The organism is Microbacterium sp. PF5, from assembly GCF_004794315.1.
In the GTDB taxonomy this organism is placed as follows: domain Bacteria; phylum Actinomycetota; class Actinomycetes; order Actinomycetales; family Microbacteriaceae; genus Microbacterium; species Microbacterium sufflavum.
Window position 1 is genome coordinate 24493 of sequence record NZ_SSDQ01000158.1, and the last position, 12802, is coordinate 37294.

The 12802-nt window shown below is 72.6% G+C and carries 14 protein-coding genes; 6 read left to right on the top strand and 8 right to left on the bottom strand.

Annotated features, from left to right (window positions below):
• Nucleotides 1-56 precede the first annotated feature (56 nt).
• Genes DW297_RS15680 through DW297_RS15690 form a run of 3 tightly spaced genes read left to right on the top strand, consistent with a single transcriptional unit; the run spans nt 57 to nt 1854 of the window.
• Entirely contained in the window at nt 57-797 is a 741-nt protein-coding gene (locus tag DW297_RS15680) for an SDR family NAD(P)-dependent oxidoreductase (RefSeq protein WP_136034092.1), read from the top strand.
• Complete coding sequence (locus tag DW297_RS15685) at nt 797-1414, top strand: gamma carbonic anhydrase family protein (RefSeq protein ID WP_136034094.1); 618 nt, start codon at nt 797-799, stop codon at nt 1412-1414. Before DW297_RS15680 ends, DW297_RS15685 begins: the two co-directional genes overlap by 1 nt.
• Nucleotides 1411-1854 carry a nuclear transport factor 2 family protein gene (locus DW297_RS15690; protein ID WP_168442886.1) on the top strand — a complete coding sequence of 148 codons (444 nt, stop codon included), beginning with the start codon at nt 1411-1413 and terminating at the stop codon, nt 1852-1854. Before DW297_RS15685 ends, DW297_RS15690 begins: the two co-directional genes overlap by 4 nt.
• 20 nt (nt 1855-1874) lie before the next feature.
• Here DW297_RS15690 and DW297_RS15695 read toward each other — a convergent pair whose 3' ends face one another.
• Genes DW297_RS15695 through DW297_RS15710 form a run of 4 tightly spaced genes read right to left on the bottom strand, consistent with a single transcriptional unit; the run spans nt 1875 to nt 5981 of the window.
• Nucleotides 1875-2987, bottom strand: a complete 1113-nt coding sequence (locus DW297_RS15695; RefSeq protein WP_136034098.1) for an acyl-CoA dehydrogenase family protein — start codon at nt 2985-2987, stop codon at nt 1875-1877.
• Nucleotides 2987-3952 (bottom strand): acyl-CoA dehydrogenase family protein, encoded by a 966-nt coding sequence (locus DW297_RS15700; RefSeq protein ID WP_136034100.1) that lies wholly within the window; start codon nt 3950-3952, stop codon nt 2987-2989. The genes DW297_RS15695 and DW297_RS15700 overlap by 1 nt, the downstream gene beginning before the upstream one ends.
• Nucleotides 3952-5121 (bottom strand): acyl-CoA dehydrogenase family protein, encoded by a 1170-nt coding sequence (locus DW297_RS15705; RefSeq protein WP_136034102.1) that lies wholly within the window; start codon nt 5119-5121, stop codon nt 3952-3954. The genes DW297_RS15700 and DW297_RS15705 overlap by 1 nt, the downstream gene beginning before the upstream one ends.
• Nucleotides 5118-5981: an enoyl-CoA hydratase gene (locus DW297_RS15710; RefSeq protein ID WP_136034104.1), complete on the bottom strand. Its 864-nt coding sequence runs from the start codon at nt 5979-5981 to the stop codon at nt 5118-5120. Before DW297_RS15710 ends, DW297_RS15705 begins: the two co-directional genes overlap by 4 nt.
• Nucleotides 5982-6090: 109 nt before the next feature.
• Between DW297_RS15710 and DW297_RS15715 the strand changes: the two genes are divergently transcribed.
• The 3 genes from DW297_RS15715 to DW297_RS15725 are packed head-to-tail and all read left to right on the top strand — an operon-like array spanning nt 6091 to nt 9214.
• Entirely contained in the window at nt 6091-7257 is a 1167-nt protein-coding gene (locus tag DW297_RS15715) for an acyl-CoA dehydrogenase family protein (RefSeq protein WP_136034106.1), read from the top strand.
• Nucleotides 7254-8042 (top strand): SDR family oxidoreductase, encoded by a 789-nt coding sequence (locus tag DW297_RS15720; RefSeq protein ID WP_136034109.1) that lies wholly within the window; start codon nt 7254-7256, stop codon nt 8040-8042. The genes DW297_RS15715 and DW297_RS15720 overlap by 4 nt, the downstream gene beginning before the upstream one ends.
• 20 nt (nt 8043-8062) lie before the next feature.
• Nucleotides 8063-9214 carry an acetyl-CoA C-acetyltransferase gene (locus tag DW297_RS15725; protein WP_136034111.1) on the top strand — a complete coding sequence of 384 codons (1152 nt, stop codon included), beginning with the start codon at nt 8063-8065 and terminating at the stop codon, nt 9212-9214.
• 79 nt (nt 9215-9293) lie between these two features.
• On the opposite strand, the gene DW297_RS15730 is transcribed toward DW297_RS15725, so the two are convergent.
• From DW297_RS15730 to DW297_RS15745, 4 genes are read right to left on the bottom strand one after another with little or no spacing between them, the layout of a single operon-like run.
• Nucleotides 9294-10367: an NAD(P)H-dependent flavin oxidoreductase gene (locus tag DW297_RS15730; protein WP_136034114.1), complete on the bottom strand. Its 1074-nt coding sequence runs from the start codon at nt 10365-10367 to the stop codon at nt 9294-9296.
• Nucleotides 10364-11113: a CoA-transferase gene (locus DW297_RS15735; RefSeq protein ID WP_136034115.1), complete on the bottom strand. Its 750-nt coding sequence runs from the start codon at nt 11111-11113 to the stop codon at nt 10364-10366. Before DW297_RS15735 ends, DW297_RS15730 begins: the two co-directional genes overlap by 4 nt.
• Nucleotides 11110-11955 (bottom strand): CoA transferase subunit A, encoded by an 846-nt coding sequence (locus DW297_RS15740; protein ID WP_136034117.1) that lies wholly within the window; start codon nt 11953-11955, stop codon nt 11110-11112. The genes DW297_RS15735 and DW297_RS15740 overlap by 4 nt, the downstream gene beginning before the upstream one ends.
• On the bottom strand, nt 11952-12710 hold the full coding sequence (locus DW297_RS15745) for an enoyl-CoA hydratase family protein (RefSeq protein WP_136034119.1): 759 nt from the start codon (nt 12708-12710) through the stop codon (nt 11952-11954). Before DW297_RS15745 ends, DW297_RS15740 begins: the two co-directional genes overlap by 4 nt.
• Nucleotides 12711-12802: the final 92 nt, after the last annotated feature.

The window sequence follows — 12802 nt, forward strand, 5'->3', positions numbered from 1 at the left end:
GCCGTCTCCCATCTCTCAAGCAAACGTTTGTTCGATCACTATCGCGGAGGAACCCCATGAGTGCAACACCCGTCATCGACCTGACCGGACGCGTCGCCGTCATCACCGGCGCCGCCGGAGGGCAGGGCCGCTCGCACGCCGCTCTGTTCCACGAGCTCGGCGCCGACCTGGTGCTGACCGACCTCGACGGGGCGGCCGTGCAGGAGGTCGCGGCCGGGTACGGCGATCGCGCGATCGGCCTCGCGCACGACGTCTCCTCCGCCGACGCGTGGGGCGCGGTCGCCGAGGCTGCGCGCGAGCGGTTCGGCCACGTGGACGTGCTGGTGAACAACGCCGGGTTCTGCCCCGAAGGACCGCTCGCGGAAACGGCCGAGCGCGTCATCCGTCTCACGCTCGACGTGAACCTCATCGGCCCCATGCTCGGCGTGCAGGCGCTGCTCCCGCTCCTGGGCGACGGCGGCTCGATCATCAACATCGCCTCGACGGCCGGGGTCGCCGGCTACGCCAACCGCGTGCCCTACTCGGCGTCGAAATGGGGGCTGCGGGGGGTCTCCCACGCGCTGGCCCGCGAGCTGGCGGGCAGCGGCATCCGCGTGAACACCGTGTGTCCCGGCGCCGTCGACACGCCCATGATCACCGAGGACACCCGGGCGGGGGTCGGGTTCATCTCACGCATCCCCATCCCGCGCGCGGGCCGGCCCGAGGAGATCTCGGCACTCGTCGCCTACCTCGCGAGCCCGGCCAGCAGCTACTGCACCGGACAGGACTTCGTCATCGACGGCGGTCAGGTCGCCTGATGCCGTCGTACGCGTTCGACGGCGTGGTGCCGGTGGTCGACCCGACCGCGTTCGTGCACGAGACCGCGAGCCTGATCGGTGACGTCGTGATCGGTCGCGGCTGCTACATCGGACCCTTCGCGAGCCTGCGCGGAGACTTCGGTCGCATCGTCGTGGGGGAGGGGTCGAACGTGCAGGACTCGTGCGTCATCCACGCGTTCCCCGGTGCGGACGCGGTGCTCGACCCGCACAGCCACGTCGGCCACGGTGCGGTGCTGCACGGCTGCCGCATCGGGTCGTTCGCGCTGATCGGCATCGGGGCCACCGTGCTCGACGGCGCCGAGATCGGGGCGGACGCGCTGCTGGGCGCAGGTGCCGTGGTCACCGCGGGCACCGTGATCCCGCCCGGGTCGAAGGCGCTTGGAGCCCCGGCGCGGGTGGTCGGGCTCCTCGACGACGACGCGCAGGAGTGGAAGCGGAACGGCGTGCGCATCTACCAGGAGCTCGCCCGGCGCAGCCGTGAGACCCTGGTGGCGGTGGAGCCGCTGCCGGCTGCGGAGCCCGACCGCCGACGCACCACCTGGGCCGCGGACGCCGCGACACCGCTGCACCGTCGACGCGCGGAGGGACCCCGGTGAGCACGGCCGAGTTCGCGGACTGGCTCGACATCACCCGCACGATCCTGCGGTACGGGCGCTACGCCGATCAGCGGAGGTTCGCCGACATGGCGTCGTTGTTCGTGCCGGACGGGCGGATGCTCCTGTATCGGCCGCGTGCCGATCACCCGGCCGAGACGCCGCGGGGGACGGCGGAGCTGGTCGCGGCGTTCGAGGCCCTCACGGCCTTCGTGGCGACCAGTCACGCGCTGTCTCCGAGCGATGTGGAGGTGCGAGGCGACACCGCCCGGGTGCATACGGCCTGCCTGTCGCACCACATCCGCGAGACCTCGGAGGGACGCATCCGCTTCACCCTCGCCGACCGCTACGACGACGACCTCGTGCGGGTGGACGGCCGCTGGCTGTTCCGCGAGCGCCGCAAGTACACCGACTGGGCGGAGACCACCCCGCTCCGCCGCTGAGGCCGCCGCCAGGGCTGCGGTCAGAGGCGTGCGAGGGCCCAGGGCTCGGCGGCGGCGCGGAGCTCGCGCGGGGTGCCGAATAGGGTGCCGAGGGCGTGCGCGCGCTTGAACACCAGGTGCGCGTCGTGCTCCCACGTGATCGCGATCCCGCCGTGCAGCTGGATCATCTCTCCCGCGACCCGGGTGAGCGCTTCCGAGCACACGGCCTTCGCGATCGTGGCCAGCTCCGCGCGGTCGGGGGCGCCGGACGCGAGGGCGTCGGCGGCCGCGCGGGACGCGGTGCGCGCCACCTCCACCCGCACGTGCAGGTCGGCCATGCGGTGCTTGAGCGCCTGGAACGAGCCGATGGGTCGCCCGAACTGCACCCGCTGCTGCGCGTAGGCCACGGTGTCGTCGAGGGCCCGCGCCGCTGTGCCCGCCTGCACCGCCGCGACCGCCGCGAGCGCGAGCGCCCGCACGTCGTCGAGCACGGCGGGATCGCCGTCGCCGAGCGGACGGGCAGGGACCCCGTCGAACCGGAGGGTGGCGAGCCGCAGGGTCTGGTCCATCGTCGGGTCGTCCTCGCGCGCGACCGCCGCGGCGTCGAGCACCTCGAACAGGCGCGGGCCGTCGGCGGTGCGGGCCACCGCGACCAGCACGTCGGCGGGCAGCCCGTCCAGCACGAAGCCCGCCGTGCCGGTGAGCGTCCACGCCTCCCCGTCGGCCTCGGCGTGCACGTCGATGTGGTCGGGGGCGAAGCGTCCGGACGGGTCGGCCCACACGAGCGCCGCCGCCGACGATCCCTCCGCGATGCCGGGCAACAGTCGGGCGGACGCCTCCGCATCGCCCGCGGCCAGGATCGCCTGCGCCGCGATCGCGACCGAGCCGAGGTACGGCGACGGCGCCAGCGCGTAGCCGATCTCCTCCAGCGCCAGCTGCGCCTCCCGCAGTGTGAAGCCGGCGCCGCCGTGCTCCTCGGGGACGGCCATGCCGGCGATGCCGATCTCCTCGCAGAGCAGACGCCACAGGTCGGCGTCGAACCGTTGGTCCGACTCCAGGGCCCGACGCGTCGCCGCACTGTCGGCGCGTTGGCTCAGGATCCCGCGCACGAGGGCGACGAGCTCCTGCTGATCCTCATCGGGTTCGAAAGACATCACCGCTCCTTCGGAAGGATGTCGCGGGCGATGCGCGCCCGATGGAAATCCGGCGTGCCCCACGCCGCGGACAGCGCGGGCGCGAGGCCCAGCCAGATCCGCAGCGTGTGCTCGGCCGTGTAGCCGATCGCGCCGTGCACCTGCAGCGAGGTGCGCGCGGCGCGCAGCGCGGCGTCGCCCGCGGCGACCTTGGCGGCCGACACCGCCCGGTCCTCGTCGGGCTCGTCGGCGCGCAGTGCCGCGTTCCACACGAGCGGCCGCGCGAAGCTCAGCGCGATCCGCACATCCGCCAGCTGGTGCTTGAGCGCCTGGAACTCCCCGATCGGACGGCCGAACTGTTCGCGCACCTTCGCGTACGACACGGCCTCCGCGAGCAGCCGCTCTCCCGCGCCCACGAGCAGCGCGGCGGCGGCGAGGGCTGCTTCGTTCAGGGCCGCGTCGAGGGCGCCGGGCACGAGCGGGGTCGAGGCTCCCGTGGGGGAGAGCCGGGCGAGACGCCGGGTGGGCGCGACCGAGGTCAGCTCTGCGCCCGGCTCGCCCTCGTTCAGCGCGTCACCGCGGACGAGGTAGCGGTGCGTGGCCACGGCGGCGTCCACGGCGGCGGGAGCGACACCGTCGACCGCCGCGGTGGCGATGGCTCCCGCGGCGAGGGCCTGCCGCGTCCCGTCGTCCACCAGGGAGGGCAGCAGCGCGACCGTCTCCAGGTAGGGGCCGGGCACGCCGTGGTAGCCGAGCCGCTCGAACACCACCACCAGGTCGCCGAGGGTGCCGCCGAAGCCGCCCGCCTCCTCGCTCACCCGCAGCCCCAGCAGCCCGAGCTCGGCGAACTGCGCCCACAGGGCGAGCCCGGGGGCGGTGTCGCCGTCGGCCCAGGCACGTGCGACGTCGGCGCCGCCCGCGCCCTCCACGATCTCGTCGATGGCCTCCGCGAACGCGGTCTGTTCTTCCGTGGGCAGGAACCGCATCAGGCGCGCCTTCCGTCTCCGCCGCGGGGGAGTCCGAGGATCCGCTCCGCGATGATGTTCCGCTGCACCTCGTTGGTGCCCGCGTAGATGGGACCGGCGAGCGCGAACTGGTAGTCGTCGACCCAGCGCCCGCCGTCGACCGCCGACTCCCCGCGCAGCTCGGACTCCGGTCCCAGGATGCGCAGCGCGGTCTCGTGGATGTGCACGTCGAGCTCCGACCAGAACACCTTGTTGATGCTGCCCTCCGCGCCGACCGCACCACCGTCGAGCAGGGTGCTCACGGTCTGCCACGTGAACAGCCGGTAGGCCTCCGCGCCGATCCAGGCGTCCACCACGGCGTCATCCTCGCCGGTCGCGCCCCGCTCGGACTGCAGTGCGATCAGGCGGTCGGTCGCGGCGAGGAACCGTCCCGGCGCCCGCAGCGACAGTCCGCGCTCGTTGCCCGCGGTGCTCATGGCCACGCGCCATCCGTCGCCGGGAGCGCCCAGCACGTCCTCATCGGGCACGAACACGTCGTCGAAGAAGATCTCGGCGAACCCGGTCGTGCCGTCGAGCTGGGCGATCGCCCGCACCGTGATGCCCTCGGCGTCCATCGGGAACAGGAAGTACGTCAGGCCGCGGTGCCGCTGCGCTTCGGGGTCGGACCGGAACAGGCCGAACCCGCGGTCGGCCCACACCGCGCGCGAGCTCCAGATCTTCTGGCCGTTGAGCACCCATCCGCCGCGGTCGTCGTCGCGGCGGGCGGTGCTGCGGATCGCGGCGAGGTCGCTGCCCGCTCCGGGCTCCGACCACGCCTGCGCCCAGATCAGCGAGCCGTCGGTCATGGCGCGCAGGTACCGCTCGTGCTGATCCGGGGTGCCGTGCTCGAACAGGATCGGCGCGAGCAGGGAGATGCCGTTCTGCGCCACCCGGGTCGGGGCGCCCGCGCGGTAGTACTCCTCCTCGAACAGCACCCACTCCGTGATTCCGGCGTCGCGGCCGCCGTACTGCTCGGGCCAGGAGACGACGGACCAGCGGCCCTCCGCCAGCTCGGCCTCCCACGCGCGGTGCGCCGCGAAGCCCTCGGCCGTGTCCATCGAGGGCAGCGGTGTGGACGGCACGTGCTCGGTGAGCCAGGCGCGCGCCTCCGCGGCGAAGGCCTCCTGCGCGGGGGTGAGGTCGAGGTTCATCGGGATGCTCCGTCCGCGGTGTCGGCCTTGATGGTGCGCACGTCCACGCCGCCGAGGGAGTCGCCGCCCACCTCGGCGTTGTGCGCGTGGGCGGCGTGGTGCAGCCCGAACACGGAGTCCATGCCGGGGCGCAGGCCCTGCAGATCCTCCGCCTGGTTCACGGCCTTCTTCGCGAGGGCGAGCCCGAGTCGGGGCATGCGGCCGATGCGCTCGGCGAGCTCGAGCGTGCGCTGCTCCAGCTCGGACGACGGGACGACGTGGTTGACCATGCCGAGTTCGTGCGCGCGGGCGGCGGGCATCCGGTCGCCGGTGTACAGCATCTCCTTGGCCGCGCGGGGGTTGGTCACCCAGGGGTGTGCGAAGTACTCGACGCCGGGGATGCCCATCGCGACGACCGGGTCCTGGAAGAACGCGTCGTCGGAGGCGACGATGAAGTCGCACGACCAGGCGAGCATGAGCCCTCCGGCGATGCAGGCACCCTGCACCATCGCGATCACGGGCTTGGGGATCTCGCGCCAGCGGCGGCACATCCCCAGGTAGACCTCGGACTCGCGGGCGAAGCGGGAGTCGACGCCCTGGGCTCCGACGTGGTCCCACCAGATGACGGCCCTGCGCTCGAAGCTCTGGTCGATGTCGCGCTCGGGGGTGCCGATGTCGTGCCCGGCGCAGAAGTGCTTCCCGTTCCCGCCGAGCACGATGACCTTCACGGCGTCGTCGTCCACGGCGCGGGTGAACGCGGCGTCGAGGGCGTAGGTGACCTTCGAGTTCTGGGCGTTGCGATACTGGGGGCGGTTCAGCCGGATGATCGCGGTCGCGCCGCGCACCTCGTAGGTGACCACGGCGTCCGAGTCGTCGGTCATGGCGGGTTCCTCTCTGAACTCCCGGGAGCGAAACCAAACAATCGCTTGGTTTAGTTTGATACTATACGGGAACGGTCCGCCGAAGACCACGACTCGATGAGGAGCACAGATGGACGCGACGCAGCACGACGCGGACGAGCGATTCCGCGCCGAGATCCGCGGCTGGCTGGAAGAGAACCTCACCGGTCGCTTCGCCGCGCTGCGCGGCCGCGGCGGCTCCGGTCGCGAGCACGAGGACTTCGAGGCGCGCCTGGAGTGGAACCGGCACCTGGCCGCTGCGGGGTGGACGTGCGTGGGCTGGCCGGTCGAGCACGGCGGCCGCGGACTCAGCATCGCGCAGCAGGTCATCTTCCACGAGGAGTACGCCCGCGCCGACGCCCCCGCCCGCGTGAACCATCTGGGGGAGGAGCTGCTCGGCCCCACCCTCATCGCGCATGGCACGCCCGCGCAGCAGGCCCGCTTCCTGCCGCGCATCGTCGCGGTCGAGGAGCTGTGGTGCCAGGGCTACTCGGAGCCGGGCGCCGGATCCGACCTCGCCGCGGTGGCGACCAAGGCTCAGCGCACGGGCGACGAGTGGTCCGTCACGGGGCAGAAGGTGTGGACGTCCCTCGCGCAGCACGCCGACTGGTGCTTCGTGATCGCCCGCACCGAACCGGGATCGAGCCGCCACCAGGGTCTGTCGTATCTGCTCGTGCCGATGGACCAGCCCGGCGTCGAGGTGCGCCCGATCCTGCAGCTCACCGCGACCAGCGAGTTCAACGAGGTGTTCTTCGACGACGCCCGCACCGATGCCGACCTCGTCGTAGGCGGCGAGGGGAACGGCTTCCGCGTCGCGATGGCGACCCTCGGCTTCGAGCGCGGCGTCTCCACCCTCGCGCAGCAGATCGCGTTCCGTCGCGAGCTCGACGCCGTGATCGAGACGGCGCAGCGCACCGGCGCGATCGACGATGCCGTGATCCGCGACCGCCTCGTGCGCGCCCGCATGGACCTGGAGGTGATCCGCCAGCACGCCCTCCGCACGCTCGGCGGTGCCCAGGGCGACGGCGCCTCCGTCGCGAAGCTGCTGTGGTCGAACTGGCACCGCGCGCTCGGCGAGCTCGCGATGGAGGTCGCCGGACCCGAGGCCCTGCGGGTCGGCGCGGACTACGCGCTTGACGACCTGCAGACGCTGTTCCTGTTCAGCCGCGCCGACACGATCTACGGCGGTTCCGACGAGATCCAGCGCACCGTCATCGCCGAGCGCGTGCTCGGCCTACCCCGAGAGGCCCGCCCATGAGCTCTTCCGCCCCCGCCTACGTCCCCGGTCACGGCCTGCTCGACGGGAAGCGCGTCGTCATCACGGCCGCCGCCGGAGCCGGCATCGGTCAGGCCGCCGCGGTCCGCTGCCTGGAGGAGGGCGCGGCGCTCGTGGTGCTCGGCGACACGCACGCCGGCCGCCTCGCCGAGACGCAGAGCGAGCTGGGTGACCGTTTCGGCGCCGACCGCGTGCGCACCGCCGTGTGCGACGTGACCGTCGAGGACCAGGTCGCCGCCCTCCTCGACCTCGCGGAGGACGGCGGCGCGATCGACGTGATGATCAACAACGCCGGGCTCGGCGGGTCGGTGTCGATCCTCGACATGACCGACGAGCAGTGGGACAGGGTGATCGACGTGACCCTCACCGGCACGTTCCGGTGCCTGCGCGCGGTCGGCCGCCGCATGGTCGCGGCGGGCACGGCCGGCGTCATCGTCAACAACGCGTCCGTGATCGGCTGGCGCGCGCAGGTGGAGCAGGCCCACTACGCCGCCGCGAAGGCCGGCGTGATGGCGCTCACCCGCAGCGCGGCGATGGATTTCGCGCCGCACGGCATCCGCGTGAACGCCGTGTCACCGAGCCTCGCGATGCACCCGTTCCTGGAGAAGGTCACCTCGCCCGAGCTGCTGGAGCAGCTGAAAGCGCGCGAGGCGTTCGGCCGGGCCGCGGAACCCTGGGAGGTCGCCAACGTCATGGTGTTCCTCGCCAGCGCATACTCCTCTTATATGACCGGCGAGGTCGTCGCCGTCAGCAGTCAGCACGCGTGAACCCGGAGAGAAGGAACACCATGGCAGAGGCATACATCGTCGACGCGGTCCGCTCGCCCGTCGGGAAGCGGGGCGGCTCGCTGTCCGGCATCCACCCGGCCGACCTCGGCGCGCACAGCCTGAAGGCGCTCGTGGAGCGGACGGGCATCGACCCTGGCGCGCTCGACGACGTGATCATCGGCGCGACCGACACGATCGGAGGACAGGCGGGCAACGTGGGCCGCTCCGCCGTGCTCGTCGCTGGCTTCCCCGAGCACGTGCCCGGCGTCACGATCGACCGGCAGTGCGGTTCGAGCCAGCAGGCCGTGCACTTCGCCGCGCAGGCCGTGATGAGCGGGACCAGCGACCTGGTGATTGCCGGCGGTCTGCAGAACATGTCGCAGCTGCCGATCTCCTCGGCCATGGTGGCCGGAGAGGCATACGGCTTCACCACGCCGTTCGCCGAGTCGCCGGGCTGGCAGGAGCGCTACCCCGGGCAGGAGATCTCGCAGTTCGTCGGCGCGGAGATGATCGCCGAGAAGTGGGACATCACGCGCGAGGAGATGGAGCGGTTCGCGCTGGAGAGCCATCAGCGGGCGGCCAGAGCGCAGGACGAGGGTCGGTTCGACGGCGAGATCGCCCCGCTGAACGGGCTCGACCGCGACGAGGGCGTGCGCCGCGACACCTCGCTCGAGCGTATGGCGGGCCTGCAGACGCTCACCCCCGGCGGACGGCTCACGGCTGCCGTGGCCTCGCAGATCAGCGACGCCTCCAGCGCGGTGCTCGTCGCGAGCGCGCAGGCGGTGAAGGACCACGGGCTCACGCCCCGCGCGCGCATCCACCACCTGTCGGTGCGCGGCGACAGCCCGGTGTTCATGCTCACCGCGCCGATCCCCGCCACGCGGTACGCGATGGAGCGCACGGGCATGAGCCTCGACGACATCGACCTGTTCGAGGTGAACGAGGCCTTCGCGTCGGTCGTTCTCGCCTGGATGCGCGAGACCGGGGTGCCGCACGAGAAGGTGAACGTGAACGGGGGCGGCATCGCCCTCGGTCACCCGATCGGCGCGACGGGCACCCGTCTCATGACGACGCTGCTGAACGAGCTCGAACGCACCGGCGGTCGCTACGGTCTGCAGACCATGTGCGAGGGCGGCGGTCTCGCCAACGTCACCATCATCGAGCGCCTCTGAGGCTGCGCATCCGGGCCTGACGACGGACGACCCGCGGATGGCGTGCGTCCGGGCCCCGGGGGGCGCGGCTCCCCGGGGCTCAGGCGAGGACGCAGGAGGCGGCGGCGCGGAGGTGGGCCACGGCGTCGCGCACCACGCGGTCGACGAGCTCCTCGCAGCTGGGGAGGTCGTCGATCAGCCCCACCACCTGGCCGGCGGCGAGCATGCCCGCGGAGGTGTCGCCGTCGACGAGCCCGGCCTTCAGCAGCATCGGAGTGTTCGCGGCGAGGGTCATCTGCGTCCAGGAGCGCCCGGTCGCCTTCTTCATCGACACCGCATCCCGCACCAGCTGCGGCCAGCTCAGGCCGCTCAGCTTCTTGAACTCCCACGACCGGCGCAGCGTCGGCAGCAGGCGGGACACCCCGCTTCCGCCCTCCAGTCCCTCCACGAACTCGGTGCGCAGCAGGCGGTGGGGCATGCCGTCGGCCTTCGTGGTGACGACCGTGCCGTCCAGCCCGAAGTCGAGGTATCGCCGCTTCACGGCCTCGGGCACCGAACTGTCGCTCGTGAGCAGGAACCGCGTGCCCATCCCGACCCCCGCGGCGCCGTACGCGAGCGCGGCGGCGAGACCCCGTCCGTCGTGGAAGCCGCCGGCCGCGATCACGGGGATGTCGACGGCCGCGACCACCGAGGGCAGCAGGATCGAGGTGGGCACGGCACCGGTGTGACCGCCGCCCTCACCGCCCTGCACCATCACGGCGTCCGCACCCCACGCCGCGACCTTCTCGGCGTGCCGCACGGCCCCGATCGAGGGGATCACGACCACGCCGTGGTCCTTGAGTCGCTCGATCAGCTCGCGTCGTGGGGCGAGAGCGAAGCTGGCGACCTTCACGCCGTGCCGGATGAGCAGTTCGACGCGCTCGGTGGCATCCCCGGCGTCGGCGCGCAGGTTCACGCCGAAGGGCCGGTCGGTGCGCTCGGTCACCTCGATGATCTGCCGTTCGAGCTCGTCGATGGTCATGGTGGCGGAGGCGAGGATGCCCAGCGCTCCGGCCTGCGCGGTGGCGGTGACCAGGCGGGCGCCGGCGACCCAGCCCATGCCGGTCTGCACGATCGGATGGTCGACGCCGGTCAGGCGCGTGAGCGGCGTGGAGAGCTGCGGGGGCGTGGTCATGATGCGATCACCTCTCGGTCGCGGAGTCCGCGGGGGTCGAGACGCTCGCGCACCAGGCGCAGCTCCTCGGCGGTGGGCTGCCGGGTCTCGGGGACGACGGCGGGGATGTGCAGCGGGAAGCCGGTGGCCGCGACCACCCGGTCGAGGGTCACGCCGGGGTGCAGGCTGACGAGGGCGACCGTGGCGCCGGGGCCGGTCAGGTCGAGCACCGCGAGGTCGGTGACGATGCGGCGCACGTCGTGGAAGCGGTGGGCCCCGGCCGTGCGCGCCCTGGCCGGCCCGACGCCCGTGACCACGTCCACCCGGTCCACGAACACGCGCGGGCTGTGGCGGGCGACCCAGTAGCTGGTCGCGTGGTTGACGGTGTTCGTGGCGGCGGCCCTGGCGCCGAGCAGCTGCCGGGTGGGACGGTCGCGGTCGCCGATCGCGGACAGGTTCTGGTCGCCGTGGCGGTCGAGCTGTGCGGCCCCCATGATCACGTGGCGGCGACCGCGGGCGATCAGCTCGAACAGCTGCGCGTAGGGGAGCGGCGCCTCCGGCTCGCGGAACGGCTCGTCGACGGCGGGGGTGTCGGCGTACAGGGTGGCTTCGCCGTCGCTGAGCAGCAGGCCGGGCGCGTGCGTGAGCCGCGCGAGCCGCACCCCGACGGTGGGCACGATGCCGACGGGGCTCGCGAGGATCGTGCCCGCGCCGCGGAAGAGGTCGCTGCACGCGGCGATCGCGACCTCGGCGCGCGTGGCCGTCATTGTGTCGCCGCCTCACTCGTCCGCGGGGCGAGCTCGCCCGCCCGGAACCGGGTCAGATACGCCTCACGGTCCGCGGGCGAGGCGGCCGCGGCGGCGTAGGCGCGCTGCCCCTCCTCGTCGCGGTCGTGATGGGGCGGATGCGCCGTGAACCCGGCTCCGCCCGGGGCATGCACGATCCGGTCGGTGAGCGTGCGGTCGAGGAAGCGCGCCGTGGGGCCGAGCCCCGTCCACAGCGCGGCGGTGTCCACCACCTCCTCCACGCTCACCACGGTGTGCGCCGCCGCGCCCGCGAACAGGTCGTCGAAGAACAGGTCCGGCCCGAGGCACACGGCGGTGCCGGCGGCGTCGGCCCGGTCGAGGTGGAGCAGGGCGAGGTCGAGGGGCACGGCGGGCATCGCCACCAGCACCTCGGCGTCGGCGTAGGGCGATGTGATCGTGCGGATCTGGGGGTTGCGGCTGACGGCGTCCGAGCCCGCCCCCGCCCGGGTGGCCTCGAAGGGCAGGCGCCGGGCGGCGGCGCGGAGTCCGGCGACCAGCATCGCCTCGTCGTACTCCACGCTGCGCACCGCGCCGGACTGCCGGGCGTCCGCGAAGTAAGGGTCGATCGCGATGCTGTCGAGCGAGACGAACCCGTGCACGATCTCGGACGCCTGGCCAGTGGCGCAGAGCAGGCCCACGTCCGGTCCGCCGAAGCTGACGATGCGCAGGTCGCGCGCCCCGGAGAGCACGATCTGCCGCACGAGGGCCATCGGCTTACGCCGTGAACCCCAGCCGCCGACGCCGATCGTCATGCCGTCGCGGATCAGCGGCGCGAGATCGGCGGCGGATCCGGCGGTGGTCATGTCGTCAGGTTCTCGCCGGTCGCGACGAACGCGTCGCGGTGCTGGTCGGCGACGCCGGCGAGGTTGAGCTCGAACGTGAAGCCCTGCTCGAACCGGTAGCTGCGGTTGACGTCGATCGGGTCGATGCCGTTCAGCGCCTCCTTGGCGGCGCGGATGACGCGCGGGTCCTTCGCGGCGATCTCCTCCGCGAGCGCGAGCGCGGTCGCGTCGAGGTCGGCGCGTGGCACCACCGCGTCGACGGATCCGAACTCCGCGAGACGCTGCGCCGTCACCGTGCGGCTCGTGAAGTACAGCGAGCGCAGCAGATGCTGCGGCACGAGGCGGGCCAGGTGGGTGGCGGCGCCGAGCGCGCCGCGGTCCACTTCGGGCACGCCGAAGGTCGCGTCGTCGGAGGCGACGATCACGTCGCTGTTGCCGACGAGGCCGATCCCGCCGCCCAGGCAGAAACCGTTGACGGCGGCGATGACCGGAACGGCGCACTCGTAGATGGCCTTGAACGCCTCGTAACAGCCGCGGTTGGCGCCGAGGATGCCGGAGAAGCCCTCGATGCGCTGCATCTCCTTGATGTCGACGCCCGCGTTGAACCCGCGGCCCTCGGCGCGGAGGATGACGACGCGGGTCTCGGCGTCGGCCGTGGCCTCGCGCATCGCGGCGGCCACGTCGAACCACCCGGCGACGGGGAGTGCGTTCACCGGCGGGTAGTCCATCGTGACGGTGCGGACGCCGCGAGGGTGCAGGGCGGAAGTGATCGTCATCGGACACCTAACCTAACGTTTGCTCAAGCACCCTAGCAGTTGCTTGGTTATCGACGGAACCCTCACCGTGCATTTGCCCTAGCAATTGCTTG